Origin of the sequence: Natrinema sp. 1APR25-10V2 (assembly GCF_031626495.1) — an archaeon.
Taxonomy (GTDB): Archaea; Halobacteriota; Halobacteria; order Halobacteriales; family Natrialbaceae; genus Natrinema.
This window is the reverse complement of sequence record NZ_JAMQOJ010000012.1, coordinates 1-25,701: the sequence shown is the minus strand read 5'-3', so window position 1 is coordinate 25,701 and position 25,701 is coordinate 1. Positions and strand designations below refer to the sequence as shown.

Below are 25,701 nucleotides of genomic sequence, written 5' to 3'. Positions count from 1 at the left end.
CCGTCTGTCTCGAAGTCGGATAGATTCCGTCGGTAGTCAACGGAATCCGCTCCTCGCCACCTCGCCCTTCGGATCATGTCGGCATAACATTATTGGATGTATGGTATCACCTGAAATAATTAATAGAAATATCCAGAAACAACAAACAGCCTCTGGCTCCTCTTCCCCACTTCCCATCCGAAGGCCATACACCCCATTCTGTCAAAATATAGCATCGATCGAGATTTTCGCCTGTTGAGTTCCTCGATGATCACCGCCGCCGTGCCACCGGAGTTTCTCGTGGTACTCTCGATAGGCCTTCCAGTTTCCGGGCTGGCCGTCCGCGTGCTCGTGCATCGTATTCTTGATCTCGACCGGCGTTCCGTTCCCGAATCTCGCATCGTGCCAGCTGGCCCGCTCGAGTTCGAACCGACGCTTCTCGGCCATCCGTTTCTCGACGGCCGTCCCGAAATGGTTCGCTCGCTTCGAGCGGAATCGTTCGGGGTGCGCCGGGCCTACTGGAACTGTATGTCCGGCTCGTCGAAAACCGAGGTGCTCCACGGACTCGCCCATGACTCAGGGATCGGCAATCACCTCTCGAGAGATGGGACGACGACCAGCACGTTCATCGACGCGTTCCGAGACACTGACGAACATATCATCGAGATTCTTGACGAGGTCGACGCGCTCGAGGCTGTAGCACGAGCTCCGTTATCTCAAATATAAGATAACCAACTAGTTCACCCTATGTTTGTCATCCCGACAACTGTATGGGCTAATCGGAATCCCGAGACGGAGGCGACCCGCGTTCAGAAGTGAATCAACTAAGCGGCGAAATCGAGGGGGCACCGATTTCCTCGAATGCCGTGAACGGAACTGTCGAACGCTAAAACCGGCGCTACCGGACGTCTAAGAACCGTTCAGAAGCTGAGTGGGCCAACTCGGATTTGAACCGAGAGCCTCCACCTTATCAGAGTGGCGCTCAACCTAATTGAGCTATTGGCCCGCTTCGCACTCGGTAGTTGCTCGGTGGAACGTTTAAGCGTTTCTTTCTCTTGGAGCCGTGCGAACCGCTACTGGGCGAGGGGATCGTCGTCCCCATCGTCGTTCGCGTCGTCGGTCCGATCGTCGCCGAAGTCGATCGTGTACGAGTCCTCGTCGTCGACGCTGTACGCGTCGTCGCCGAGATCGTACGTGCCGCCGTCGCTCGAGTCCGTGGCTCCGCCGGCTCCACCCTGATCGGGGAAGCCGAACGTCCAGACGTTGCCGCTGGCGAACCCGCCCGTTTTCTTGTCCGCGTAGGGGACGATCACGAAGCGCTTGAGGGCGGCTCGGATCGGTATCCGCGTCACCGGAATCGCCAGCAGGAACCCGATGACGTCGGTCACCAGCCCCGGGGTCAGCAGGAACGCTCCGGCGGCGATCAGCAGCCCCCCGTCGAGCAGTTCGTTGGTCGGCGGCTTGCCCTGGGCCATCGAGCGTTGCATCTTGCCGATCGTCCGCCGCCCTTCGGCCCGAACGAGGAGCATGCCGACCAGTCCCGTCAGGACGACGAGCAGCACCATCCCGACCCAGCTGAGGAACCCGAACTGGGTGACGATGACCGCGAGCAGTACGGCATCGAGAAACGGGATGACCAACAGCGCGAGGATCCACCGGAGCATATCCTGATCTAGCGCCCGAAGGGTGAAAATCCTTTACTCTCGTTCCAGTGCCGGAATTGCGGCCGCCCGTGACTCGAGGCCGGCCCGGCTGAACCCGCGGCCGAACGAAGGGCTTACGCCGGCGACTCCCGTCGCTCCGATATGAACGAGACGACCCGCGTCGAGTGGCGCGAGTGGGGGCAGGACGCCTTCGACGAGGCGTCGGCCGAGGACGTCCCCGTCTTGCTCTCGCTGACCGCGACGTGGTGCGATCACTGCCACGAGATGGACGCCGAGACCTACGCTGAACCCCGCATCGCGGCCAACGTCAACGACAGTTTCGTGCCCGTGCGGGTCGACGTGGACCGCCACCCGCGCGTCCGCGATCGGTACAACATGGGCGGTTTCCCGTCGACGGTCTTTCTCGCGCCGAACGGCGAGGTCCTGACCGGCGCGGGCTATCTCGGCCCCGACGGGATGCGCCAGGTTCTCGACAGCGTCCGGACCATGTGGCAGACCAAAGGCAGCGGCGCGGCACGGACTCCACGTCCCCTCCGAGAGGACAACCCGCCGGCCGGCGAGCTGACGGCCGAGATCGAACAGGGGATGCTCGGCCACCTCACCGACACCTACGACGAGGTCGCCGGCGGCTGGGGAGAGAGCCCGAAGTTCCCGCTGCCCGACGCCCTCGAGTTCGCGTTAAAGCGCGACAGAGAGATGGCGCTGCGCTCCTACGACGCGGTCGGTGCGAACCTGTTAGACGAGTACGACGGCGGCTTCTACCGCTTCGCGACCGAGCGCGACTGGTCGGGCCTCCAGCGCGAGAAGCTCCTCGATTCGAACGGCGCGCTCGTGCGCGCGTTCGCGAACGCCTACCTGCTGACCGGCAAGGACGAGTATCGCGAACCCGCCGAGCGCACCGTCGAGTACCTGACGACGACGCTGTGGAACGACGAGTTCGACGCCTTCGCGAACAGTCAGGCCCCCGGCGAGGACGACGCCCACAGCCTCGACGCCACCGACCGGGCGACCGCCGACGAGCCGCCGGTCGACGACGGCGTCTTCGCCGGGCCGAACGCGCTGGCGATCGAGGGCCTGCTGACCTACTACGCCTACACCGACGACGACCGCGCGCGTAGGTACGCCGAACGCGCACTCGAGACCCTCCGCGCGGACCTGCTCGCCGGCGGCGTCGTTGTCCACGGGCTCGAGGATGTCGACGACGATACACCCCTCCTCGCGAATCAGGCGCGCGTGCTGGCCGCGCTGACGACGGCCGCGAGCACGCTCGAGACGGACGTTCTCACGGACGCGACGGCGGTCGCGGACGCGACGATCGATCGGCTCCACGACGAGGACTCGTTCCTCGACGGTCCCGCCGCGGGCGTCGGACTCTGCGACCGGCCGTTACGGCCGCTGGACTCGAACGTCACGCTCGCCGACGCGCTGCTCGAGTTCGCCGTCCTGACCGGCGACGACCGCTATCGCGACTACGCACGCGAGACGCTCGAGGCCTTCGCCGGTGCGAGCGACCGCTTCGGCGTCCAGATCGCCCGCTACGCGACGGCGGTTTCTCGACTGCTCGAGGGACCGCTGGTGATCCGGCTCGCCGCTGAACCGGGCTCGGACCTCCACCGCGCCGCGCTTCGAATGGCCGATCACGAGAAGGTCGTCGTTCCCGACGCGAACGACCTCGAGGCGGGCACGGCGCGGGTCGAGCGAGGCACCCGCATGTCAAACCGTGCCGAAACTCCAGACGAGTTGAGCGAGCGCGTCCAGGCCGTTCTCGACTGACGTTCGGGCCCGAACCGGCTGTCGACGATATCGTGCAAAACTACCACAGTGTTTATGTTTCTTCGGTTGGTCAGTCCCTACCATGGCCAGTCTCAGGGATCTCGGGCTCTCCGAGTACGAAGCCCGAGCCTACCGTTCGCTCCTCAGCACCGGCCCTACAACGGCCAAAGAGTTGTCGCGGGCGAGCGACGTACCGATGGGGCGGATCTACGACGTGCTGAACAGCATCGAGCAGTACAACCTCGTACGGAGCCAGACCGCGAGCCGGCCGAAGAAGTACGTCGCCGTCGAGCCGTCGACGGCGTTAGACCGACTGCTCGAGGACAAGAAGCGCGAACTCGAGGAGAAGGCAGACCAGTACGAGTCGATCGTCGACGATCTGGCCGACGAACTCGACGCGGCCGAGCCGGTCGAAGAACAGTTCTGGACCGCCGCCGTCGGCCCCGAGGAAACGGTCGACCTCATGTTAGAGCGACTCGCGGCCGCCGATCGCGACATCGTGATGGTGTCGGCGGATCCGTCACCGCAGTGGGACATGAAATCGGTCAGTGAGGAGGTCAACGCCCAGCTCGAGGACGCGCTCGACCGGGGCGTCTCGGTCGACGTCTTGATGACCCGCGACATGGTCGCCTCGCTGTCCGAGGACGTGGGTCGGCGCTACCAGAGCACGTTACAGCAGCGCGACGACTACAACGTCCGGACGAACGACGATATCACGGGCTCGTTCAACATCATCGACGGCGTCGAGGTCTGTATCCAGGTGCCGAACCCGCTGTCCTCGGGCGAAGCCTTCGGGATGATCGACCTCAAGGATCCGGAGTTCGCCGCCAACGTCCACGAGGAGTTCGCTCCGCGGTGGGAGGAGGCGGAGCCCCTCGAGTTCTAGTTCCCGACCTCGTCGCGCAGGGTCCCCATCTCGACGACGCGCTCGGCGTGGGCGTTGTGTTGGTGGATCGACTCGTCGTTGGACTGGCACATCGCGATCACCGCGTCGTCGGCCAGGTGGTCGAACTCGTCGACGACGCCCTCGGCCAGCGCGCGTACGCAGTCCTCCACGAACTTCGCGTCGGCGTGGGCCTCGTAGGTCATGTGATCCTCGTCGGGCCGCTTTGCGAGGTTGTAGATCCGCGCGCTCATCGAGTCCCGCGCGATGTCGATGATGTCGTTCAGATCGACCGACGGATCGCCGCTCGCTTCGACGGTCAGCGTCGCGTGGCCGCGCTGGGAGTGACCCGGCTGGGGCACCTCGTCTAAGAACTCCGTGATCGTCTCTTCCTCGACGCCGAGATCCTCGAGCGTCTGTTTCGCCCGGGCGGTGGACATCCCCTGCGAGCAGGGACAGACGGTCATGCCGGTGACCTGCGCGCCGATCTCCTCGCGGGTCCCCTCGTCGGTGGCAGTCGCCGAGGCGACGATGTCGACGGTGTGCTGGGTCTCCCGGTCGCTCGCGGGCGTCTGCTCCCGGCGCATGAACTCGGCCTCCATCGAGACCTCCGCCTTCGACGTGTAGTCGTGCTTCTCGAGCAGCCGTTCGGCGGCCTCGCCGCAGACCTCCTCGACGCTGTAGGCCTCCTCGCGGGTCGCGTCCTCTAAGATCTCGTCGATGACCTCCATGTTGCGACTCATGTCCGCGCCCTTCCGCCAGGCGGGCAGGTCGACGAAGACCTCGAATTCGGCGGTGAGGACGATCGGACGCTTCCCCTCGCGAGCGAGCTTGACGAGTTTGTCGACGCCGGTGACGCCGACCTGGCTCAGACCCACGGTGACGTCGGGCGACGTCGCCTGCACGTCCGGCAGCTGATGACTCATTGGCCGCATTCAGGGCAGCGGGCGATTCAACCTTTCGGAACCGGGAGTCGCTTGTGCGGACCCGCACGAGCCGTCGCTTGTTTAAGTGCCTCTGGTCACGAGGTAGAGCTACGAAGGGAAATCGCCGTTCTGCAGCTTTCTTGGAGGGTAGTCACGGCTCCTTGCCTCTCTATCGACGAGGGGACGACCCGGCTCGTGGTACTCCTCTCACGAATCGTTCGATCGGTCGATGAGGCGGTCCGCTACTTCCCACGGGATGGTGAGTACGAACAGGAAGAGCAGCGTCGCACCGATTCCGGTGAAAACCCGTTCGTGACGCGCAGCGCGAGAAAGACAGCTAGCCCGCTGGTAACGATTCTCGCGGCTCGAGTCAGGTCCCACTCGAGCAGTGCGGAGCGGAGCGCGGTCATGCTGCTCACAGTCGTCGGCATCGCTTGTAATGGTAGCGGACTGATACCTGAACCAAGACGACTCGAGCCGTCCGCTCTTTAAGTGCCTCTGGTCACAAGGTAGAGCTATGACGGGAAGTCGTCGTTCTCCGCCGTTCCGAACGTCTGAACATCGAGTGGCAGCGACGCGATCTCTCGGCAGCGACGGACGGGACGACTCGAGCCCGAGTCGGGTCCGAGACCGCGCGTTCTTTAAGTGCTTCTGGTCACAAGGTGAAGCTACGAAGGGCATTCGTCACCCGGCCTTCTCGGGTTTCGACTTCGATTTCCTCGAGCCCCGGCTATGACTGCCGTACCGAACAGCGTCCGGGAGACCGTCGACGACCACCTGACGGACCTCGAGCGCGGGCACGACGTGGCGGTCGCGCTGGCGGTCGCCCGCGGCAGCCACGCCTGGGGCGCGGCGAGTCCCGACAGCGACTACGACGTGGGGTTCGTCTACGCGCCGACGGATCTTCGCCGGTACGCTCACCTCGAGCAGCCGCCCGAAACGATCGTCGAGGATCGCGGCGAGTTCGAGTATCAGGGCTGGGACGCGCGGACGTTCGCGGGTCTGCTCGCGGACTCGAACGACGGCGCGATCGATCTGTTGCGGAGCCCGATCCGCTACCGCGTCGCGTACGATCCGGTCGACCTCGCGGCGTACGTCGAACGGAGCTACAATCCGATCGACCTCTATCACGCGTGGCGCGGAATCGCGACGAGCAACTATCGGAAGTACATTTCACATCATCTGGTCCGGACCGACGACGAGATCTTCCCGATCCTCGAGACGGGCGACGAGGGGTACGTCGTCGAAACCGACGACGGGACGATGACGGTCGCGGCCGACGACGAGCGATACACCGAAACCCAGACGAAACCGACGGTAAAGCGAAATCTAACGATCTTCAGGGCGGCCATGTCCGCGTACTACCTCAAGGCGACCGGCGAGCGAGGCGCACACGAGCTGCCCGCCCTCGAGTTCGAGACCTTCTTGCGCGAGCAGGCGCCCGCTGTTTTCGACGCCGATCGAATCGACCGGGCCCGCGAGTTGCTCGAGCGGAAACGGGCGGGCGAGGGCGAGGTCGAGATCGCCGACGCCGTCGGCCGCGATTTTGCACACCCGCCGGACGCGATCGATCCAGACCGGCACGCTCGAGCCGGCCCCGATCCCGACCGTCTGGACGGGTTCATCGACGAACTGATCGCCGCGGTCCAGTAATCCGTGTCGAACCCGTCCCAATTCCGATCAGTTCTTTAAGTGCCTCTGGTCACAAGGTGAAGCTACGAAGGGCATTTCGCGGACCGATCTCCAACCGGAGAGCGATCGCTTCGCCGTCCGCCAGTTTTCGACTCGGCCGATCGCACGCCGCCACCTGTTAGAACCCTTGTCAGTCCGATTGAAACGTATCGTGTATGGAGCGAGCCTTTTTCACGCTCCCCCTCCGAGCGACAGACGATGCAAGACGACGGTGCCGACCCAAGTCGCTTCCCGGAGGGGGACGCGGCCGCCGCGGACGGCGTCGAGTACGACCCCGAACGCGAGCGCCGCCTCGAGACGCGGCCCGGCTCCGGGTCGCTCTCCCGGGCGGACGTCCAGCGCGATTCGACGGTCCGCCAGTGGGGCGTCGTCACGCCGAGTGCCACGGTCATCGGCCGCGCGACGTCGCCCGACGCGGACCTCTCGGAGAGCGTGCGTCGTCTCCACGACGAACAGCACGCGGCGACGCCGGGCTACAGCGAGCGCGCCCATCACCTGGATCGGCTACGGACGACGCAGGCGCTGTGTAACGCCCTCGAGGTGACGCCGTGGCAGCGCGATCTGGCGCTGGGGGTCATGGACGAGATCGACCTGACCGAGTTCGGCAGCCAGCGCGCGATCGAGAAAGTCGCGCTGGTGGCCATCCGCCACGTCGTCGACGTCGACCGCCAGCAGTACTTCGGACTCGACGACATCGACGCCCAGGAGCTGTCGGCCGACCGCATGGAGGAGCTGTTCGCTCAGTACCGGGCCCACGATATCACCGACGAGCCGACGTTCAAGCGGCTCGCGGCCGATTACGGCCTCGATACGACGAGCCTGAACCGGCTGCGCCGGGTCCTGAAGGACCAACTCGAGGACGAGTTGCCGGCCTACGGCCGCAATCCCTACCGAGATCCGAACCTGCCGGACGTGACGGAGTCCGACGCCGACGGTGCGGCGGCCACCGGCTCGGAGAGCTAGCGGCACATCGTTGCCCGTTCGCACCCCCCTGTCTCGAGCCACCCCGCTCGATCCGACTGCCGGTTGGCGGCGACTTTTCCGTTCCAGATCCCTAGTGCTGCTATGGCCGACGCCGACACCAACGCCGACGACGCGCCGACGACGGGCGACCGAATCACGATCTACGCCGACTACGTCTGCCCGTTCTGTTATCTCGGAACCCGCTCGCTCGAGCAGTACCGCGAGGGCCGCGACGCGCCGCTTGCCGTCGACTGGCACCCCTTCGACCTGCGACGCGGGAAGCGAAACGCGGACGGCTCGATCGATCACGACGCCGAGGACGGCAAGGACGATCAGTACTACGAGCAGGCCAGACAGAACGTCCGCCGGCTACAGGAAGAGTACGACGTCGAGATGGCCCAGGAGATCGCGACCGACGTGGACTCGTTCGACGCCCAGGTCGCCTCATGGTACGTCAAACAGGAGTACCCCGAGCAGTGGGCGGCATTCGACGAGGCGATCTATACCGCCCTGTGGCAGGACGGTCGTGACATCGGCGATGTCGACGTCCTGACCGACCTCGCTGCCGAGATCGGCCTGCCGACTGACGAGATCCGCGACGCGATCGCCGACGACGGCATCCGAGCGGAGCTCGAGAATCGATTCGCCGAGGCACAGCAGACGGGCGTCACCGGCGTTCCCACCTTCGTCTCGGACGGCCACGTCGCGCGGGGCGCGGTGCCGCCGGAACACCTCGAGCGACTCGTCGAAGGCGGGCAGTAGTACCGCTCACTCGAGTTTGTCGAGGCCGTCGAAGAAGTTGGCTTGCGGGCCGACGAGCGTGACGGGATCGGCCGCGAGCGAGACCGACACCGTCGCGGGCGGGTCGAGGCGCTGCCGGTTGCGGCCGTCGCTGATCGCATAGCCGGTATCCGTGCCGGTAACGGAGAGGGTAATCTCGCTGTCGGGTTCGACGACCAGCGGCGGCATCGCCTCGGTCGCGGCCATCTGCGTGACGACGAGGGCGTCGGCCGTCGGATGGACCAGCGGGCCGCCCTCGCTCAGGTTGTAGGCCGTCGACCCCGTCGGCGTCGCCACGAGGACGCCGTCGGCGTGGCTCTCGACGTACTTCTGACCGTCGACACGTACCTCGATCGTCGCGCCGCCGCCGTGACCCCGCCGCGGTCCGTGGACGAGGACCTCGTTGAGCGCCGGCTCGAGCGTCCAGTCGTCGTCGACGCCCGTCGCCCGTAGACGCGCCAGTTCGCGCCCCTCGACGGTCCCCGTCTCCGCGAGGTCCGCGACGACCTCGGTGACGACGCCGAGCGCGTCTTCGGGAGCGACGGCGTTGAGAAAGCCGACCTCGCCGAGGTTGACTCCGATGATCGGCGCGGCCCCGACCTCGCGGGCGACGAACAGCAGCGTGCCGTCGCCGCCGATGCTCACGACGATATCACGACCGGCCATCGCATCGACCGGGACGGCGGTCGCCCCGATCGCCCCGCCGGTCGCCTCGTCGACGACGACGCTCGCGCCCTCGCGCTCGAGGGCGTCGACGAGACTCGCGGCGAGTTCCTGTGCACGCTCGTTGTCGCGCTGGGCGACGATTCCGACGGCGACGTCCATCGACGGCGGCTACCCGCCCCGTCGTCAAAAAGCCACGCTTGTCCGGCCGACGGCAACAAAGTTAATCGGGCTGGAACGACTCCGGACACGTGAACTTCCGCGACGACCCCGTCGCGGTGGCCAGTATGGCGTTCGCCCACTCGAGTACTCTCCCGTCGCGTCGCCGCGGTGTCGTCAGCCGCGGCTCTCCGCGGCGCTCGATCCCATCGAACCCGTCTCGGGCGCGAGTCCAGCCCGGTCGGCCCGCAGGTGGTCGCCGTGAGTGACGACCCCGACGACTGGTTCGAACGCGCCCTCGATGGCGAAGGAGACGACGCGGAGGAGGCCGAGCCGGAGGATCCCGACTCGAGCTTCGATGCCGACTCGTCTACGGACGGCCCCGAGTCGGCGGACGACGAGTCGTTGTTCGAGGACGATTTCGGCTCGGCGCTCCAGGACGTCAGCGCGCCGGCAGTCGACGTCGGCGGTGACGATGCCGTCCCGGCCGCCGAGCCGGAGGGGTTCGACGATCTCGACTTCGTCCTGGGAAGCGACGAACCCGACTTCGACGAGGAGATCGATTCGGAACTCCCGCGTGTCGACCTCGGAATCGAGGGGCTCGACCGGATGATCCAGGGCGGCGTCCCCGAGCGCTCGCTCATCGTCGCGATGGGCAGCGCCGGGACCGGTAAGACCACCTTCGGACTGCAGTTTCTCAATCGCGGTCTCGAGCAGGGCGAGCGCGGCGTCTGCATCACCTTAGAGGAGAGTCGCGAGCGGGTCATCAACAGCGCGACGGAGAAGGGGTACGCCTTCGACGAGTACGTCGCCCAGGGACAACTCGCCGTCGTCGACGTCGACCCCATCGAGATGGCCAACAGCCTGGCGTCGATCCGCAACGAGCTCCCTACGCTAGTCGAGGAGTTCGGCGCGTCGCGACTCGTGTTGGACTCGGTCTCCCTGCTCGAGATGATGTACGAAGACCGGGCGAAGCGGCGCAACGAAATCTACGATTTCGGGCGGAGCCTGAAGGAAGCCGGCGTCACCGCCCTCTTGACGAGCGAAGTCTCGCCGGAGACGCCCTACGCCTCGCGGTACGGCATCGTCGAGTACCTCACGGACGCCGTCTTCGTCCTGCAGTACGTTCGGCCGGACGACTTCCGCGAGACCCGGCTGGCGATCGAGATCCAGAAGATCCGCGACGCGAACCACTCCCGGGAGAAAAAGCCCTACGAGATCACGGGCGAGGGGATCTCGGTCTATCAACAGGCGAACCTGTTTTAACGTCAGTTCTCGTCTCAGTTTCGGTCAGTTGAACGTTACAGGACCGCTCGAGGGGGTAACAGTGGGTTATGACGGCGTTCGCTGCCCATACTTTTGCGGGCAGGACTGCCATATGACCGCATGGCGCAACGGACGACCGCCGACGAAACACTGCCTCGAGAGGAGCTCGCCGCGTATCTCCAGGAGCTCGCGACGGAGTTCGAGGGCGAGAGCGAGGAGGTCTCGGTCAGGGTCGGGAACAAGAACGTATCGCTCAACCCACCTCACAACATCGACGTCTCGGTCGAGACCGTCGAACGCTCCTCGATGCTTCGGGGGAACCGTGAGACAGTCGAGATCGAACTGAGCTGGAAACCCTAACATGGCTGCCGCGGACTCAATTCTGATCTTCGTCCTGAGTTTACTCGTCGGGACGATCGCCATCCTCGCGGGCGCACGGCTGGTATTAGATAGAGATGCGGGCTTCGTGAACGCGGCGGTGACCGCTCTGATCGGCGCGGCCGCCTGGGCGATCACGAGCTTCTTCGTCGGCTGGATTCCGATCCTGGGCGTCCTGTTGATGCTAATAATCTGGGTCGGCATCATCAACTGGCGGTATCCCGGCGGTTGGGGATCCGCGGCCGCGATCGGATTCGTCGCCTGGATCGTGGCGGTCGGGATCCTGTACGCGCTCGCTGTGATCGGTCTCGTCACGCCCGACGCGCTCGGCATTCCCGGCATCTGACCGCTCCCCCCGTTTCGACCCAACGCGCGCCGAATTCCCACCGGGGAAGAACGGAGCGAACACCCTTTTGCGTCCGCTCGAGAGTCCCATCTAGACAGCGATGTACGAGACGATCCTGTTCCCAACGGACGGCAGCGACCACGCGGCGACCGTCGCCGAGCACGCGATCGACGTCGCGGCTACCAGAGACGCGACCCTCCACGTCCTCTCCGTCGTCGACGACCGCGCGTTTCTCGTCCTCGACGACGACCGCGTCGAGCGCGTCCGCGACGACCTCGAGGGGTCTGCCCGCGAGGCGGTCGACGAGGCGGCGACCCGTGCGGCCGAGCGCGGCGTCGAGACGACGACCGCGGTCGACACCGGCCACCCGGCCGAGTGCATCGTCGACTACGCTGCGACCGGCGACGCCGACCTGATCGTCATGGGCACCAGCGGCGACGAGTACGAGCGCAACGTCGTCGGGAGCGTCTCCCAGCGGGTCGTCCGCGAGGCACCCGTCCCCGTCACCACCGTCGGCCCGAGCGTCTGACCCCGCTCGCCGAGCCGAATCACCCGAATCGAGAGCGACCCGTATCGGCCGTCGTTCTCGTCTCGAGCCGCTCTGTCGAACTCGTTACACACGGTTTGATGTGTATCCCGTCACAACTCCCGGGAGATGCGTCGCTCGCTCGTCATCGGGACGGTCCTGTTCGTCCTCGCGTTCGTACTCGTCGGTGGGCCGTCGATGCTGCTGTCGCTGTCGACCGGCCAGACCGCGACCGAGCGACCGGGGACGACTCCCTCCACGACCGACAAGCCGGCGCCCGACCTCGTCACTTTCGAGGACTCCGAAAGCGGCTTCTGGCAGTATCTCAGCCCCAGTAAGGAGTTCCGGAAGCGCAGTCCGATCAACGTCGTCGTTCGCGGCGACGTTGCGGACATCGAGCGCGTTCTGACAGAGGCCGACGGCGGCAACTGGTCCGAAATCAACGAATCTGAGGAAGCCGCGGGTCCCGATACGTATGCCCTCTTCGGCGGGAACGCCTCCGATAACGAGACGCAGGCGGAGAACGGAACGGCCGCCAACGAATCATTGCCGAACGAGACGAACGACTCGTCGGCCAACGCGACCGACGAAAATCGGACCGAATCGGAGCCGTCGAGGGGCCGCCTTCCCGACCTCGACTGGGGCGAAGCCGACGGCGGCGTCCGCTACGCCTACGTCGACCCCGGCCCGAACGAGAGCGGCTACTGGACGACCGAGACGCTCCAGCTCGAGGACGGCACCTACTACGGCCAGCGCTACCACATTCGGCTCTACGAGAGCCCCAACGCGGACGACGACTGGGTCGCCATGCAGACGCACTCGGAACACTTCGACTGGTTCACCCTCCGCCATCGCGTCCACGGCTCGCAGGCCGCCCAGCAGAAAGTCGAGTCCAACTTCATGGCCCATCCGGCGATCGACGTCCAAGACGACGTCAGCCGCATCTATCTCGACAACAGCAACTCCGCCGACGCCGACGGCTGGGCGACCCTCGTCGAACTCGCCGGGCTGATCGTCCTCCCGACCCTCGTCGGGGTTCGCGCCGGCCGACGCGGTGCCAGCGCCTCGAGCGAGGCCGGTCAGCGGGTCGGCCAACGAACGCCCGCCGCCATCGACGATCACCTGACCGACGTCGACCGTCGCCGAATCGCCGCCGCCTACGACCGTCTCGAGGCCGGCCACCTCCTGCTCGCGGTCGCCATCATTGCGCTGTTGCTCGGCGTCCGGGCGGGTGGCATCTACCTCGAGCGACAGGCGACGTTCCTCACGCCCCATCAGATCGCCGCGCTGCTCTATCCGATGATCGGCGTCGGCATCCCGGTAGCGACCTATCTTATCGCATGCGGACTCACGCGCCGCCTCGACGCCGCCGTCGTCGCCGCGGGCTCGCTCGCGGTCGCGATTTGGCTCGACTACGGCATGCTCGGCGTGGACGCGCTCCCCGTCGAGGTCATCGTCCAGCGAATGCTCGTCGTCGTCGCGCTCGGCCTGATCGCCGGTGGCGCGGCAAAGCGCGCGGCGCGCGATTCGAAGGTCAACGATATGCTGTTGGTCGGCACTGCACTGTGGGTAGTGGTGCTCGCTGGAACGCTCTTTGGCCACTTGTGAGGTACTGTGGCGTCGCTTCGCTGCGTGACCGGAACTGGATCTGGTTCAAAACCCTCCCCTCAATTGTGGCGAGACCTTAAGTCCTTGCACCGTCGTTGTCTACATGATATGGCAAGCCCACCCCGCCAGCGCGAACGTACCCCTGAAACGACTGACGAAACCCAGGAACAAACGCGTGAGCGGGCGTGTGACGAGTGTGAGAGCGGGACACTCGTCAAGAGCGAGGATCAGGGCGAACTCGTCTGTGACGAGTGCGGGCTGATCATCGAAGGGACGAACATCGACCACGGGCCGGAGTGGCGCGCTTTCAACCACTCCGAGCGGCAGAACAAGTCCCGCGTCGGCGCGCCGACGACACAGACGATGCACGACAAGGGGCTGACAACCTCCATCGACTGGAAAAATCAGGACGCCTACGGTCGCTCGATTTCTTCGGACAAGCGCAGTCAGATGCGCCGCCTGCGAAAATGGCAAGAACGGATCCGTACCAAAGACGCCGGTGAGCGAAACCTCCAGTTCGCGCTCTCCGAGACCGACCGCATGGCCTCCTCGCTCGGCATCCCTCGCTCCGTCCGCGAGGTCGCCTGTGTCATCTACCGGCGCGCGTTAGACGAGGACCTCATCCGTGGCCGCTCGATCGAGGGCGTCGCGACCAGCACCCTCTACGCCGCCTGCCGGATGGAAGGCATTCCGCGAAGCCTCGAGGAGGTCGCCGCCGTCTCCCGGGTCGAGCGCAAGGAGATCGGCCGCACCTATCGGTACGTCGCCCAGGAACTCGGCCTCGAGATGGAACCGGTCAACCCGAAGAAGTACGTCCCCCGCTTTTGCTCCGAACTCGAACTCTCGGAGGAAGTTCAGGCGAAAGCCAACGAAATCATCGACACCACGACCGAACAGGGGCTCCTGTCGGGCAAGTCGCCGACCGGCTACGCCGCCGCCGCGATTTACGCCGCCTCGCTACTCTGTAACGAGAAGAAGACCCAGCGCGAGGTCTCGGACGTCGCGCAGGTGACCGAGGTCACGATCCGGAACCGGTATCAGGAGCAGATCGAAGCGATGGGCATTTACTAGCGCCCTCGAGCGCTCCGTCCGAATCGCGTGCTCTCGTTTTTCGCGGCGCTCGTGGCACAGTCACGACTCGTGGGTATCTGAGCAGGGATGCGCCGGCTGGGAATTGAACCTGGTGGCAAGACCTCGCTGCGTTCGGTCTTGCGTGATTCAATTCCCTCTGACGACATTTCGCGCTCGCGGAGTTACTCGCGCGAGAATATGCGCCGGCCGGGAATTGAACCCGGGCCGCGAGCTTGGGAAGCTCGAGTCCTACCACTGGACCACCGGCGCACTTCGTCACTTCGTTCCTCGCGCGCCGAGGATCGCAGTTCCGAAGGAACTGTTCACCACCGGCGCTCACTCACCGCGTTCGCTCGCGTCGACATTCGAGGATACCCGCCCATCTCACTTCAACGTAGCGCTCTCGAGCGATCATCGCTCGTGCGACGGCTATGAATCCGGCCTCGAGTTGCATTCCTGCAGACTCTCAGTGCTTATTACGGGTCGTCCGTGCTATCGATAGCTGCGGCGAGACGCAGTCAGTGTCCGGGTTGGGGTAGTGGCCATCCTTCAACCTGTGCAGGTTGAGACGCGCAGTTCGATTCTCGCACCCGGACCTCGTTTTCGTTTGCTCGGACGATCGCCCGACCACCGCTGTACCGATCGTCGAGCGGCCGACGATCGAACGCACGGTCACTTTTCTTCGGTAGGGGGAGGGTATTAGGTCACGCCCGCCCTAGGATGATCCATGCTCGACCTTCGTTTTTCCGAGCGGGAACTGGCGCGACAGCGCGATCACATCACGCAGTTCATTCGCGATCGGGTTGACGCTGCGGGGGCAGACGGTGTCGTACTCGGGCTCTCGGGTGGGATCGACAGCACGCTGACTGGCAACCTCGCTGTCGAGGCTCTCGGCCCCGAAGACGTCCACGGGCTCGTCCTCCCGGCGACTGTCAGCAGCGACGGCAACATGAGTGACGCCGAACGGGTCGCACAGGACCTCGAGATCACCTACGACGTGATCGAAATCGAGCCGATCGTCGATTCGCTACTGACTGCCTATCCCGAAGCTGAGGGCGATCACGAGGCCGTCGGCAACGCACGCGCCCGCGCTCGAGCGGTCCTGAACTACCTCGTCGCCAACCACGAGAACCGACTCGTCCTGGGAACCGGCAACCGCAGTGAGGCCGCCGTCGGCTACTTCACGAAGTACGGCGACGGCGCCGTCGACTGCCATCCGATCGGAAACCTCTACAAGGGCCAGGTCCGCCAGCTCGCCCGGTACATGGGCGTTCCCGACGAACTGGTCGACAAAACCGCCACCGCGGAGCTGTGGGCCGACCAGACCGACGAGGACGAACTCGGGATCGGCTACGACACCCTCGACTCGATTCTGGCGACTCATATCGACGGCCCGCTGTCGGTCGCCGCGACCGCCCGGCTGCTCGAGGTCGACGAGGCGACCGTCGAACGGGTCCGCGGCATGTACGAACGCAGCGACCACAAACGCAACGCGCCGCCAGCGCCCGAGCCGCTGGGCTAATCGTCGCCGCCCTCACGGCGTCCGCTTCGCCACTCGGTCTCGAGCAATCCGTACCAGTGTGCGTTCTGGTACGCGCCGTCGATGAATTCGACGTCGCGGTGGACGCCCTCCTGCGTGAACCCCACCGACTCGAGTAGCCGTCGCGACGGTTCGTTGAGCTCGAAGACGCGGGCCTCGATCCGGTGGAGACCGAGCTGGTCGAATGCGTACTGGACGAGGCGTTCGGCCGCCTCAGAGCCGTAGCCCTGCTCGTGGTGCTCGGGCGCGACCCAGTACCCGAGTTCGGCGCGCCCCGCCTCCCAGTCGAACGAGTGGAGCCCCACCGTCCCCACCGGCGTCGAATCGGCGACGATCATGAGGACGATAGTGTCGTCGCCACAGACGTCGTTCTCGAAGAACTCGCGCTCTTGCTCGCGGTTCATCGGCCTCGAGCGGCCGATCGCTCGCCAGATTCGCGGGTCGTTGACCTGTGCGTGCAGGAATTCGATGTCTTCCTCCTCGATCGGCCGCAGCGTGACGCTGTCGGCCTCGAGAAACACCGGTCCGGGCATACTCACCCAGTACGTGTCACCGAATATAGTGTTTCTCCCGCCGTCGAGCGACGCCGAACCGCTGCTCACTCGAGCAGCGCGTCGATATCGTCGGCGTGGGCCGCGACGAGGTCGGCGAACGCCTCGGCCTCGCGTCGCTCCTGTGTCGCGCGCTCCCCGTCGTCTCGGATCCGCCGCTTGAGGGCTGTGAGCGCGTCGTTCGCGTTATCGGCGATCTCCTCGGCGACCGCTCGCGGCTCGTTCTCGAGCCGCGAAATGAGCCCCATCCGCAGCGCCTCCTCGGCGTCGATCGACCGCCCGGAGAGCGCGAACTCGAGGGCGTCGCCCTCGCCCAGCACGCGGGGCAGCCGGACGGTGCCGCCCCAGGCACCGAACAGGCCGAAGCTGACGCCCGGCTCGCCGTAGGTCGATTCCGGCGTGCCCACGCGAACGTCGCAGGCCAGCGCGAGCTCGAGGCCGCCGCCGCGGGCCGGGCCGTCGATTCCCGCGACGACGACCGCGGGCGAGTCCTCGATCGTCCGGGCGACGCGCTGGCCCAGGCGCGCGAACTCCGCGGCGCGGTCGCGGTCCCCCTCGAGCGCCGCGACCTCGTTCAGGTCCGCGCCCGCACAGAAGGCCGGCCCGTGTCCGCGAAGATAGACCACCGGCTCCTCGGCGTCGTCGATCGCCGCCTCGAGGGCCTCGAGTCCGTCGACGGTGAGCGCGTTGCGCGCCTCGGGGCGGTCGATCGTGACGGTGCGAACCGATCCGTTCGTGTCAACGTCGATCATGGCAGCAGTCGATCGGGCGTTTCCAAAGGTCTTTGGCTCCCCCGTCGTAACCCCCCGCTAATGGAGAAGGCCGACAGTTGTCGGCGTGCCGCCGTCGAGGCCGTCGCGGACGTCGAACCACCGAAGCTACACGACTACCTCGAATCCGTTCTCGATCGAGCGTCGATGGTCCCCGGCACGCTCACCATAGAGAGCGCCGCAGCGACGGCGGCCGATGGACCCGTTCTCGAGGACGTCTCACGACCGACCGACGCCGTCGAGGCCGACCGCGAGACCGCATCCAGCGGTGACGCCGATGCCGAACCCGATAGCGTCGTCACCCACGCGGCCGGCGTCCAGCTCATTTACGAGGGGCTCCGCCTGACGCGTTCGCTCGCCCACGACGAACCGTGGACGGCGACCGACGCGGACGCGAGCGACGGCGACCTCGCGATCCTCGCCGCCGACATCCTCGTCGCCCGCGGGTTCTACTTGCTCGCTCGCACGGACGCCGCCGGCAAAGCCGTCCGAACTGTCCAGTCGTTCGGTCGCGATCAGACCCGCCGCACCGATCTCGAGACCGGCACCGCCATCGCCGACGGCGATCCCGCAGCGATCGACGCCAACCTCGAGCGCGACGTGCTCGAACTCGCCGTCCTCACCGGCGCCGTCGCCGTCGGCGAAACGCCATCGCCGCGCCTGCTCGCCGTCGCCGAGGACCTGGCCGACCTCGTCGGCGCCTCGTTTCCCGCGGCTGCGGACTGTCTCGGCGATCTCGACGCACGAACCCGCGATCGCTCGCTCGAGGAGGGTCCGACCGATCGCGCGACGTCGGCGACCGATCCCTGATCGCCGGTCGGGACCGCGGGACGGGGCCGAGACAACCCGACGCACGGCCCGACCGAATCGAAACCCATAAAGACGACTCCGGTCAACGAAAAGATGCGCGCCTGGGTAGCTTAGCGGTAAAGCGCGTCCTTGGTAAGGACGAGAGCCCGGGTTCAAATCCCGGCCTAGGCTTGCTCCTTCGTCGCAGACCGTAATTCCCATACAGCGGCGCTCTTGCATAGTTTTTACGGCTGTTTTCAGCTGGAAGGGCACCCGTTTTGAGGGTGATTTTACCGGTGCGGCAGCGGGATAAAGGAAACCCGCGCGAGCAATCCCCCGACGCGGGGAAGCAATTCTCGAAAATGAGAGGGAATTAGCCAACTGTGGTAAGCTGGAAGGCGAAAGCCTTCATGGTATTTCCCACCCTTCAAAAAGACTCTCTATCTAGCCCTGCTGAATACCTTCGTAGCTGATATTTAGTAGAAGCACTCCCCTAGCAACTCACGAGGAATAAAGTAGAAATCGGCCTCTATACGAAACCACAAGACAGCAAGAGGAATTTCAACAGAGACTTTCATTCACAAAACATAATACATTAGATGATTATCGGTTAATATGGCGTCCCAATCACACTCAGGAGGTATTTCAGTTTTAATGTACATAGGAACTGTTATTTTGTTCGGAATCCCAGTTATGATCCTATCTTTTTCCATTTTGCTAATGTTGTCGGACCTGCTTTTAAAGCCATTTAACGTATATGTGTCGGATGGGGCATCTGTATTACTTCTCATTGTACTATCGGTATTGATTGGTCTGCAGCTTGCTGTTGAGGTGACTGCTGTTCGGTTAGATGGAATTCATGCTCTTAAGAGAGGTAGCCCACGAATTACATTTCTGCGATATTTCCTTCTAATAATGGCGGCATTCGTTATGTTAGTAGCAGTTATTTGGATAGGGCTATTTCTCACAATTGGCGGATCATGGTCCACCGCTACCATTGCTGGAATACTCATAATCTTCGTTGGGCTATTAGCCCTTTCTAAACGATCAAATATGTTTTCTAACTCTCTGGAAGCAAGTGTTGATGAGCCAAAATAGATATATGACGGGAAAATAAGGTGCTGATATGAAGAACTCTCATAAAGGGGTGAAGGTATAGTGTTTGAATTCATCTTTCTACTGTGGACATTATCATTTCTGCTTGCCTACGTAGTCTATAATGACGCGAAAACAAATCCAACTATAGGTCGAACACCGGCGTTCTGGTTTATTGTCGTTGGGCTTTTTCCAGCACTTGGGCTCATACTTTATATGCTTGAATCTGGTTCAGGTGGTAGAACAACCTCACCAGATGGTGGAAAAGTTCCTAATCAGAAATCTGTGACAGTTCTTGTGAGTGGTGACGTAAAAAGACAGGATGGGAAACAAACAAGGGTAGAAATGAAAGTAAATACAAATAATGTCTATGAAGCAACAACTATTTTCCGCGATTCTTGTATAAATGACGGCTATGAACCAATTGGAAATCCAAGTTTGACAATTGATTCAATCCAAACATAAAAATGCGACTCGCAATAGCCTGATGGATCCTTATTGATCTAACCAATCACTCAGACTCATCATATAATGGGATCGAGTTTTGTGGCACGTTGGTTGGTGACCATATCTGTACGGATCTGAATTTGGGGCCGAAGAGCCACCTCGTGCGAGTTGCATAGATCTGATTAGAGCAGTGGTACTCATTCGACTGGAAGGCGACAGCCAGCCGGCCACCCACTCTTGGACAACTGACTACCAAGAAGATTCTTAGCAAGTGGTTTGGTCAAGTTAGTAAGTAAAGTCAGAGGCATACCTCATCTCTTGATGAAGATTGATAGGCATTATTAGCACGAACATTCTTGCTCCTTATTTTCCACATTCATAATATCGAAAGTTTTAATAGACTATGGATTCTTTGTAAGAGAGGGAGAAGGATAAAGAGCCTCGGTGGTTGCTCACACCATTATTGGCTACAAGATTTCCCTCACTTGTGAGTTAAGCAAATACCTGTATTAGGTCATGGTGTTGATCCACAGGGTCTACACCTCGCTCCGCTGCGATTGGATGGTGAGAGGCCATATCTGAAGGCAATGTTGGGGAATACAACCCAAAGGTAGCCGTTTCGCAGATATGGTATCATCTCTTAGGTAGAGTCCCAAGCAAGAGCGGCTGAAGGGTGCCAGTAAGGGGCGTTCTGCAATTTGATAAAATCGTGGTATTCAATAGCATAGTTCCCTGAAAGACATTCAATATAGACCTCAAAAGCTGGAAGGGTGAGCCAGTCCCTTCCCGCTTAACAGAGATCTCTTTTAGGAGCCTTGGAAGGAAAATGAAGGTTTGCACCTTCCAGCTTTCAGAAGCTACTTAGAAACTACTGGTGGCATCTATGTTAGAATCTGTTTCTGACCTCATTAGGATCGTTCACAAGTTGTCTAATCAGCCTTGTTAGGCTAACCTGACCCAATACCCATCTTGACCAAGCAGCATAAGCAGCATTCTTCTCACGTACTCTCTACCATGTTATGCTGCCGGTCACCACAGCACTGAATTGGTGACCATACAGATTGGTAGGCTTGTTTTCCTTCCCCTTCTTTCTCTTCTTTCCTTTCCCTGTAATCCCCTTTCCTTCCCCTCTCAAAGAAAGATCATTCAAACTCTCCCTATCCTATCCCCTATAGTCCCCTTTCCTTTCTCTCTCATTCAACCGCCCATAGCCCTACCATCCTTTCACCGCATCCCAAGCCTGTCTTTTGTCGAAGACAAGGGAGCAGCAGATGACTTCACCGCAACGAGCGGAAGCACGGATCCCATCACAAGATCAGTTCTAACCCTCTTAGCATTCGTGCTAATGACCTCTATGAGATTTCTTCTATAAACATGACCCATGGCTTATCTCACCCGATCAATCTGAGCAGCATTATTCACGATGCATTCTCTGGGTTCACAATTCATTTCGGCTTTCCACTCTCAAAAAACCCAAAAATTTGCGAGCGAGTTGCTTTTGGACGGTTGCCGGTTACGGTTGTCAATGTTCTAACTCCCTATCATTCTTCCTTCCCGCTGGTAAAGACTATTGGCAGCAGTCCTTTGCGTAGATAGCTTTCCTTCGATGACGATTGTACATCATGTAGACTGCACTCGATCAATATAACCCGGAAACCCTGCGAACAACCAATTCAAAGTATCCTTATCAAAGGTATTCACTTCAATTTCTGTGATCATTCCACTGCTGCTAGGCTGTTGACCCCGATATTCCACTGTAATATTGTCATTTCTGTCTGGGGTTGAGAGATGAGTTGAAATATACCTAACCACATGATTCCAATCATCCGGATGTGGTGGTTCACCATTGACCCACTGAATACGAATTATTGAATGCCCCTTTGGCGAGACTGTCGGAATTAGTTGCAGAAAACGGTACGTTCTATCACCAGATTCGTCTAATGACAAGGAGCTAATTTGGAAATATGGTCTCTCACCTTTCCCGAATTCACGTCCTTCAAATTCCTCTCTTAGGCTTGACTCTAACTCTTGTACTCTTTTTGAGTCAGACCAATTTCGAAGATATGATGCGACATCTGAGATGCCAAAAAGTCCCGTAATCGCAGTGGTGATAAGCATTGTGAGTAAGCAGGCCGATATCACATGTAATACTATCCCCTTTCTCGTATGGATGTATCTCACGAAAACCAATCTTTAGTAGTATCCATGCCCCCTTCCGGTCGTTACGAGCTATCAACAGCAGTCCTTCGTATGGAAAGGACAGCGCCCAATCAAATAAGGGGTATATCAGTTCTTGCTTAGTGTAACTCCACAAATTATAATGCATTCGTAGAACACCTCAATCTATGGTAACCGATAAGTTGGCCCCATATTGGGTTAGATTAAGGACTAAAAACAAACCGGGAGTTGCTGTGAATGAGTCGGATTATTTTAATTTAACTTCTTTACCGTCACCAGAGTCCGGATTTAAGAACTATGACACCTTTCTTGGAATGCTTTTATTCAGATTATGCGACCTCAGAGATTGTGGCTACGTTGACGACAATATTGAAAAATCGCTCACGATTCGACAATTAGAGGCTACCAGTTTCAGCGAGGACCATGATAGTGTTACTGTGGAAGGTGTATTCGGCTATGGTAAATTTGGACGTTCAGCAGATCACCTAAATATCGAAAAATTACAGGAAGAACTTCCACCCAGTGCCGCTCGACAGCCAAATGCACGACAACAGAATACAGCAGAGGTCCGTCGCCTGTATTTCCTATTTCACATCCCAGAAGGGAAGCAGAACCGAGGTATTCTAATCCTTCACGCTTGGGGACAATCAGGTATCAAAGGGATGCTATACCGCGCGTTACAGAAGCCACTACTTGACGACTATGTAGAGAGTGGTTCTGAAGACGATCGCGGGCTAAACTTCTCGATAAACCCTATCGCCTCGAAAGACTTAGTCGAAAGACTAACTGAAGTTAACATTCACGGCTTTGAACTCGTTAAAAGGAATACACCCACCTCTGCTTATGGAAGCAGTAGTAATATTCTGGGTGATACACAAGATGCGAAAGCGAGATTCACAATTGATACCGATATGGAGATCGCCTTAGATGAAGAAAAAGCGCGCACCCTAGTATCCAAAATTCAGGATAGCGATTATCCATATGCTGAGATATTCCCTTCAGAAGTAGACACAGATGAAATAGACAAAATACAAGCTCATATTGACTCAGACGGGAGTAATAAACTAGACCTGGAACAGGACCAAGTTAGGATGAAGAGGGTGATTAATGAAGACATTGAGTACGACGATATAACACATCGGCCGAAAATGCACACCATTGGTGAGGCAGCCCGAGAATTTGCCAATGAACAACTTGAGGAGTATGACCTAGAGACGATTGAGACAGAGAGTCTGCTAGAGTAAATGTATAGTCTCTTTGGGGTTTGGAGGGAGTTCCACAGGCCGCTAAAGCAAGAGACTGCCCCCTATAAGTTCAGATTCTTCGTCTATTGGCTCCCAGCGATAATCTCGCTATTCATGTTTTTCTCAGATTTCATGGTGACTAAAGATGCGTTGGGCCTAATAATCACTGCTCTCTCATTCTTTGTGGGTCTGCTAACCAATTCAGTAATTCTCTTACTTCGATACAGTGACACCAATAATCCTTCTGAAAGCCTCATAGACCAAACACGGAATATCTCTATGTATCTAATAGTTGCCGGAATTCTAATTGTTGCCTTGTCTGTAGGGGGTTACTTCTCATCACTCGCATTTCAGACGATAGCGTGGCTTTCGAGGTTCTATTCGGCAGTTTTAGTATTCTCCCTTTCGCACTATTTCTTTGCCATCCTTTTACTTCCTGCGAGGCTATTCGTAATCATCGAAAATGCTTCCACTTCTTAGACGGTTCTAGAGGCTATTAGATATCCCTCAAGTAACCCTGTCTTCTCTCCGCTTTTTCTGCATTTGTTCCCTTATCGTAGTGTTTGTCCAACACTTTCCCACTCATATTCACCCGTTCTCCAGTCACATCCTTAGGCTGACCTGCGTTCCGCGCTGCCGTGACGTAGCCCCGACGAAGGGCGTGTGGGCTGACTGAACCCGGACACTTACACGAGGCATTCCAAGACATAGCCTCACAATCTTCGGGCTTCCGGTCGAACGGACATTCCCCACCGTTGTAATAGCAGGGACGAGTTGCTGTGTAGACGTACCGTTGTATCGTAGTTTCCACTACACGACCACTCTTAGACGTGAGAAGAGGTTTTCTCCCGTGTTCATCGGTTACATCATCCCGACTGTTCTCAATGTAGTCCAGAAGAACGCCAGCCACTTCAGAAGTGATCAGCACGTCTCGTTCACTTTTCTCTTTGTTCTTTAGCGGCGTTCCTGTCGTGGGTCGGTGACGGAGCTTCAAGGCTGGCCGTCCATCGTCAAAATCCTCAACGTCAAGCGCTCTAAGACCGCTCATTCGCATTCCTGTTTTCCACAAAATTAGCAGAGTGACGTGACGGTTCGTCGCATACTCGTACTTTTGGAGGAATTCGAGCAACTCAAGAGCTTCTTCCCGGGTAAGTAGGTCGTCACATATCTCATCATTCTCACTGGTTTGGGGAATTCGAACCATATCGGACATACCTCGGGGAACCGCAGCAATATGTTCACAGAACTCTATGAACTGCTTGATCGTCATCATATCTTGTCGCGCCGTGATAACCTTGACCTTGGAAAGTCGGTGTTCCTTGTAGCGCTGGATCAATTCACTGTCCAGCTCATTCAGATCCGTCAAATTTTGCTCACCGAGCCAGTCGCAGAATTGTCGTAGGGTTGTTCGGTAGTTCTTTATCGTCTTCTTGGTGACGCCCGGCTTCTTGTCGCTGAGGAATCTATTCTTAGCTTCGTGCGGTGGTGTTGGTTTCAGACTCATGATTTCCAACACAGCCTGCAACATTGGCGCAAGCCCCTGTTAGCGGCTCTCTGCGTCCGTCATGAGAGCCCGGGTTCAAATCCCGGCCTAGGCTCTTATCATTTTTTTGACAATACCATGAACGGGCTGTAGCTGCAGGGCCTGAGAGTGAGGATCCCCACGAGTTGTGGCAGTAGGTTAGAGTGAGAGGATCACCCCTCGTTTTCCTAGCGGAACTCTGTGGCCGGCGTCGCGCGCGCCGTCAGTCTCACGATCGGCTAAATCATCAATCTCTCCGATAGCTGTCAGAAACGGTGTGCTGAATACAGAGGATGGGCCTCGTTTAGACGCTCAAACGTTTGCAGTGTAGAATCGACCGAACTCATATCGCCGTGCTAGTAGCTCGGTGAAAATACCACATCTACTAGGAAGTGAAGCGGGACGGGTTCGTTGTGCACACGAAGACCTCCCGCTTCACAGAGAGGGTTGTGTCGCTCGCCCAAAAAGCCGTCGTTGGTCCGCCAGTTCCGGCCTACCGTCCGGGAGAAGAAGGCTACGCTGATTGGGTGATTCTTGCCGTTCAGGGGTTGAAGGAGTATCTCGGCCATCCGTACCGGAAGCTGATGGACGTCCTCCGTGAGATACCGAGAGTGATGAAATCACTCGGACTGACGCCTGAAACGGTCCCACACTTCTCGACCGTATGTACACGAAAACAGGCGATTCCGATGAAGCAGTGGCGTGCGATCCTCGATCAGTCCGTCGAGCTGTATGATCTCGGTAATGTACAGGCGATCGACGCAACCGGTGTCGATCGCGTCCAGGCCAGCCAGCACTACGCAAAACGGACGGACTACACGTTCGAGGCGGTGAAGACGACGCTGCTCATCGATTGTGAAACCAGTGCGATTCTCGATATACACTGTT

At 60.2% G+C, this 25,701-nt stretch carries 23 protein-coding genes, 4 tRNA genes and 1 pseudogene; 19 read left to right on the top strand and 9 right to left on the bottom strand.

Annotation, left to right across the window (positions count from 1 at the left end):
- Positions 1-201: 201 nt before the first annotated feature.
- The 3 genes from NDO75_RS27095 to NDO75_RS27085 all read right to left on the bottom strand — a co-directional run bounded on the left by NDO75_RS27095 (position 202) and on the right by NDO75_RS27085 (position 1,643).
- Positions 202-426 carry a hypothetical protein gene (locus tag NDO75_RS27095; RefSeq protein WP_310909651.1) on the bottom strand — a complete coding sequence of 75 codons (225 nt, stop codon included), beginning with the start codon at positions 424-426 and terminating at the stop codon, positions 202-204.
- Positions 427-911: 485 nt separating this feature from the next.
- Positions 912-985, bottom strand: a tRNA-Ile gene (locus NDO75_RS27090).
- Positions 986-1,052: 67 nt separating this feature from the next.
- Entirely contained in the window at positions 1,053-1,643 is a 591-nt protein-coding gene (locus NDO75_RS27085; RefSeq protein WP_310909650.1) for an FxsA family protein, read from the bottom strand.
- 141 nt (positions 1,644-1,784) lie between these two features.
- On the opposite strand from NDO75_RS27085, the gene NDO75_RS27080 reads away from it, so the two are divergent.
- Positions 1,785-3,416, top strand: coding sequence for a DUF255 domain-containing protein (locus NDO75_RS27080; RefSeq protein ID WP_310909649.1), 1,632 nt, complete (start codon positions 1,785-1,787; stop codon positions 3,414-3,416).
- Positions 3,417-3,498: 82 nt separating this feature from the next.
- The gene (locus NDO75_RS27075; protein WP_310909648.1) at positions 3,499-4,302 is read left to right on the top strand and encodes a TrmB family transcriptional regulator; all 804 of its coding nucleotides are present in this window, start codon (positions 3,499-3,501) and stop codon (positions 4,300-4,302) included.
- On the opposite strand, the gene mptA is transcribed toward NDO75_RS27075, so the two are convergent.
- Complete coding sequence (mptA, locus tag NDO75_RS27070; protein WP_310909647.1) at positions 4,299-5,225, bottom strand: GTP cyclohydrolase MptA; 927 nt, start codon at positions 5,223-5,225, stop codon at positions 4,299-4,301. The two genes, NDO75_RS27075 and mptA, sit on opposite strands and share 4 nt — an antisense overlap.
- A 732-nt stretch (positions 5,226-5,957) precedes the next feature.
- Between mptA and NDO75_RS27065 the strand changes: the two genes are divergently transcribed.
- The 3 genes from NDO75_RS27065 to NDO75_RS27055 all read left to right on the top strand — a co-directional run bounded on the left by NDO75_RS27065 (position 5,958) and on the right by NDO75_RS27055 (position 8,642).
- On the top strand, positions 5,958-6,878 hold the full coding sequence (locus NDO75_RS27065; protein WP_310909646.1) for a nucleotidyltransferase domain-containing protein: 921 nt from the start codon (positions 5,958-5,960) through the stop codon (positions 6,876-6,878).
- A gap of 237 nt (positions 6,879-7,115) precedes the next feature.
- Entirely contained in the window at positions 7,116-7,880 is a 765-nt protein-coding gene (locus tag NDO75_RS27060; protein WP_310909645.1) for a DNA-directed RNA polymerase subunit epsilon, read from the top strand.
- 102 nt (positions 7,881-7,982) lie between these two features.
- Positions 7,983-8,642 carry a DsbA family oxidoreductase gene (locus NDO75_RS27055; protein ID WP_310909644.1) on the top strand — a complete coding sequence of 220 codons (660 nt, stop codon included), beginning with the start codon at positions 7,983-7,985 and terminating at the stop codon, positions 8,640-8,642.
- A gap of 6 nt (positions 8,643-8,648) precedes the next feature.
- Here the strand turns inward: NDO75_RS27055 and NDO75_RS27050 are convergent, their stop codons facing one another.
- Entirely contained in the window at positions 8,649-9,485 is an 837-nt protein-coding gene (locus NDO75_RS27050) for an NAD(+)/NADH kinase (RefSeq protein WP_310909643.1), read from the bottom strand.
- 249 nt (positions 9,486-9,734) lie between these two features.
- Here NDO75_RS27050 and NDO75_RS27045 point away from each other — a divergent pair, with 249 nt between their 5' ends.
- The 6 genes from NDO75_RS27045 to NDO75_RS27020 all read left to right on the top strand — a co-directional run bounded on the left by NDO75_RS27045 (position 9,735) and on the right by NDO75_RS27020 (position 14,677).
- On the top strand, positions 9,735-10,748 hold the full coding sequence (locus tag NDO75_RS27045) for a KaiC domain-containing protein (protein WP_310909642.1): 1,014 nt from the start codon (positions 9,735-9,737) through the stop codon (positions 10,746-10,748).
- Positions 10,749-10,868: 120 nt separating this feature from the next.
- Complete coding sequence (locus NDO75_RS27040) at positions 10,869-11,108, top strand: amphi-Trp domain-containing protein (protein WP_310909641.1); 240 nt, start codon at positions 10,869-10,871, stop codon at positions 11,106-11,108.
- Position 11,109: 1 nt separating this feature from the next.
- Positions 11,110-11,472 (top strand): hypothetical protein, encoded by a 363-nt coding sequence (locus NDO75_RS27035; protein WP_310909640.1) that lies wholly within the window; start codon positions 11,110-11,112, stop codon positions 11,470-11,472.
- 100 nt (positions 11,473-11,572) lie between these two features.
- Entirely contained in the window at positions 11,573-12,001 is a 429-nt protein-coding gene (locus NDO75_RS27030; protein ID WP_310909639.1) for a universal stress protein, read from the top strand.
- 126 nt (positions 12,002-12,127) lie between these two features.
- Entirely contained in the window at positions 12,128-13,606 is a 1,479-nt protein-coding gene (locus tag NDO75_RS27025; protein ID WP_310909638.1) for a hypothetical protein, read from the top strand.
- Between the two features lie 108 nt (positions 13,607-13,714).
- Positions 13,715-14,677 carry a transcription initiation factor IIB gene (locus tag NDO75_RS27020; RefSeq protein ID WP_310909637.1) on the top strand — a complete coding sequence of 321 codons (963 nt, stop codon included), beginning with the start codon at positions 13,715-13,717 and terminating at the stop codon, positions 14,675-14,677.
- Between the two features lie 199 nt (positions 14,678-14,876).
- On the opposite strand, the gene NDO75_RS27015 is transcribed toward NDO75_RS27020, so the two are convergent.
- Positions 14,877-14,947, bottom strand: a tRNA-Gly gene (locus NDO75_RS27015).
- A 457-nt stretch (positions 14,948-15,404) separates the two neighbouring features.
- On the opposite strand from NDO75_RS27015, the gene NDO75_RS27010 reads away from it, so the two are divergent.
- Positions 15,405-16,199 (top strand): NAD+ synthase, encoded by a 795-nt coding sequence (locus tag NDO75_RS27010; protein WP_310909636.1) that lies wholly within the window; start codon positions 15,405-15,407, stop codon positions 16,197-16,199.
- Here the strand turns inward: NDO75_RS27010 and NDO75_RS27005 are convergent.
- Positions 16,196-16,750 carry a GNAT family protein gene (locus NDO75_RS27005; RefSeq protein ID WP_310909635.1) on the bottom strand — a complete coding sequence of 185 codons (555 nt, stop codon included), beginning with the start codon at positions 16,748-16,750 and terminating at the stop codon, positions 16,196-16,198. The genes NDO75_RS27010 and NDO75_RS27005 overlap by 4 nt on opposite strands.
- 65 nt (positions 16,751-16,815) lie before the next feature.
- Positions 16,816-17,520, bottom strand: coding sequence for an enoyl-CoA hydratase/isomerase family protein (locus NDO75_RS27000; RefSeq protein ID WP_310909634.1), 705 nt, complete (start codon positions 17,518-17,520; stop codon positions 16,816-16,818).
- 60 nt (positions 17,521-17,580) lie between these two features.
- On the opposite strand from NDO75_RS27000, the gene NDO75_RS26995 reads away from it, so the two are divergent.
- From NDO75_RS26995 to NDO75_RS26975, 5 genes are all read left to right on the top strand, one after another.
- A complete protein-coding gene (locus NDO75_RS26995) occupies positions 17,581-18,348 on the top strand; it encodes a hypothetical protein (RefSeq protein ID WP_310909633.1) in 768 nt (255 codons plus the stop codon).
- 99 nt (positions 18,349-18,447) lie between these two features.
- Positions 18,448-18,519: transfer RNA gene (locus tag NDO75_RS26990), tRNA-Thr, on the top strand.
- Positions 18,520-18,942: 423 nt separating this feature from the next.
- Entirely contained in the window at positions 18,943-19,425 is a 483-nt protein-coding gene (locus NDO75_RS26985) for a hypothetical protein (RefSeq protein ID WP_310909632.1), read from the top strand.
- Between the two features lie 60 nt (positions 19,426-19,485).
- Positions 19,486-19,887 carry a hypothetical protein gene (locus NDO75_RS26980; RefSeq protein WP_310909631.1) on the top strand — a complete coding sequence of 134 codons (402 nt, stop codon included), beginning with the start codon at positions 19,486-19,488 and terminating at the stop codon, positions 19,885-19,887.
- 2,327 nt (positions 19,888-22,214) lie between these two features.
- Positions 22,215-23,291, top strand: coding sequence for a hypothetical protein (locus tag NDO75_RS26975; protein ID WP_310909630.1), 1,077 nt, complete (start codon positions 22,215-22,217; stop codon positions 23,289-23,291).
- 496 nt (positions 23,292-23,787) lie between these two features.
- Here NDO75_RS26975 and NDO75_RS26970 read toward each other — a convergent pair whose 3' ends face one another.
- A complete protein-coding gene (locus NDO75_RS26970; protein WP_310909731.1) occupies positions 23,788-24,789 on the bottom strand; it encodes a tyrosine-type recombinase/integrase in 1,002 nt (333 codons plus the stop codon).
- Here NDO75_RS26970 and NDO75_RS26965 point away from each other — a divergent pair.
- Positions 24,771-24,889: transfer RNA gene (locus tag NDO75_RS26965), tRNA-Gly, on the top strand. The two genes, NDO75_RS26970 and NDO75_RS26965, sit on opposite strands and share 19 nt — an antisense overlap.
- Before the next feature lie 316 nt (positions 24,890-25,205).
- A pseudogene (locus NDO75_RS26960) lies at positions 25,206-25,701 on the top strand (IS5/IS1182 family transposase); the annotation flags it as partial.

What these genes read in the sequence shown, in the direction of transcription:
- NDO75_RS27020 (WP_310909637.1), top strand. Translation starts at nt 13,715, where the DNA reads ATGGCAAGCCCACCCCGCCAGCGCGAACGTACCCCTGAAACGACTGAC.
- NDO75_RS27080 (WP_310909649.1), top strand. Translation starts at nt 1,785, where the DNA reads ATGAACGAGACGACCCGCGTCGAGTGGCGCGAGTGGGGGCAGGACGCC.
- mptA (WP_310909647.1), bottom strand. Translation starts at nt 5,225, where the DNA reads ATGAGTCATCAGCTGCCGGACGTGCAGGCGACGTCGCCCGACGTCACC.
- NDO75_RS27005 (WP_310909635.1), bottom strand. Translation starts at nt 16,750, where the DNA reads ATGCCCGGACCGGTGTTTCTCGAGGCCGACAGCGTCACGCTGCGGCCG.
- NDO75_RS26995 (WP_310909633.1), top strand. Translation starts at nt 17,581, where the DNA reads ATGGAGAAGGCCGACAGTTGTCGGCGTGCCGCCGTCGAGGCCGTCGCG.
- NDO75_RS27085 (WP_310909650.1), bottom strand. Translation starts at nt 1,643, where the DNA reads ATGCTCCGGTGGATCCTCGCGCTGTTGGTCATCCCGTTTCTCGATGCC.
- NDO75_RS27060 (WP_310909645.1), top strand. Translation starts at nt 7,116, where the DNA reads ATGCAAGACGACGGTGCCGACCCAAGTCGCTTCCCGGAGGGGGACGCG.
- NDO75_RS27025 (WP_310909638.1), top strand. Translation starts at nt 12,128, where the DNA reads ATGCGTCGCTCGCTCGTCATCGGGACGGTCCTGTTCGTCCTCGCGTTC.
- NDO75_RS27030 (WP_310909639.1), top strand. Translation starts at nt 11,573, where the DNA reads ATGTACGAGACGATCCTGTTCCCAACGGACGGCAGCGACCACGCGGCG.
- NDO75_RS27040 (WP_310909641.1), top strand. Translation starts at nt 10,869, where the DNA reads ATGGCGCAACGGACGACCGCCGACGAAACACTGCCTCGAGAGGAGCTC.
- NDO75_RS26975 (WP_310909630.1), top strand. Translation starts at nt 22,215, where the DNA reads ATGGTAACCGATAAGTTGGCCCCATATTGGGTTAGATTAAGGACTAAA.
- NDO75_RS27050 (WP_310909643.1), bottom strand. Translation starts at nt 9,485, where the DNA reads ATGGACGTCGCCGTCGGAATCGTCGCCCAGCGCGACAACGAGCGTGCA.
- NDO75_RS27065 (WP_310909646.1), top strand. Translation starts at nt 5,958, where the DNA reads ATGACTGCCGTACCGAACAGCGTCCGGGAGACCGTCGACGACCACCTG.
- NDO75_RS26985 (WP_310909632.1), top strand. Translation starts at nt 18,943, where the DNA reads ATGGCGTCCCAATCACACTCAGGAGGTATTTCAGTTTTAATGTACATA.
- NDO75_RS27035 (WP_310909640.1), top strand. Translation starts at nt 11,110, where the DNA reads ATGGCTGCCGCGGACTCAATTCTGATCTTCGTCCTGAGTTTACTCGTC.
- NDO75_RS27075 (WP_310909648.1), top strand. Translation starts at nt 3,499, where the DNA reads ATGGCCAGTCTCAGGGATCTCGGGCTCTCCGAGTACGAAGCCCGAGCC.
- NDO75_RS27000 (WP_310909634.1), bottom strand. Translation starts at nt 17,520, where the DNA reads ATGATCGACGTTGACACGAACGGATCGGTTCGCACCGTCACGATCGAC.
- NDO75_RS27010 (WP_310909636.1), top strand. Translation starts at nt 15,405, where the DNA reads ATGCTCGACCTTCGTTTTTCCGAGCGGGAACTGGCGCGACAGCGCGAT.
- NDO75_RS27095 (WP_310909651.1), bottom strand. Translation starts at nt 426, where the DNA reads ATGGCCGAGAAGCGTCGGTTCGAACTCGAGCGGGCCAGCTGGCACGAT.
- NDO75_RS27055 (WP_310909644.1), top strand. Translation starts at nt 7,983, where the DNA reads ATGGCCGACGCCGACACCAACGCCGACGACGCGCCGACGACGGGCGAC.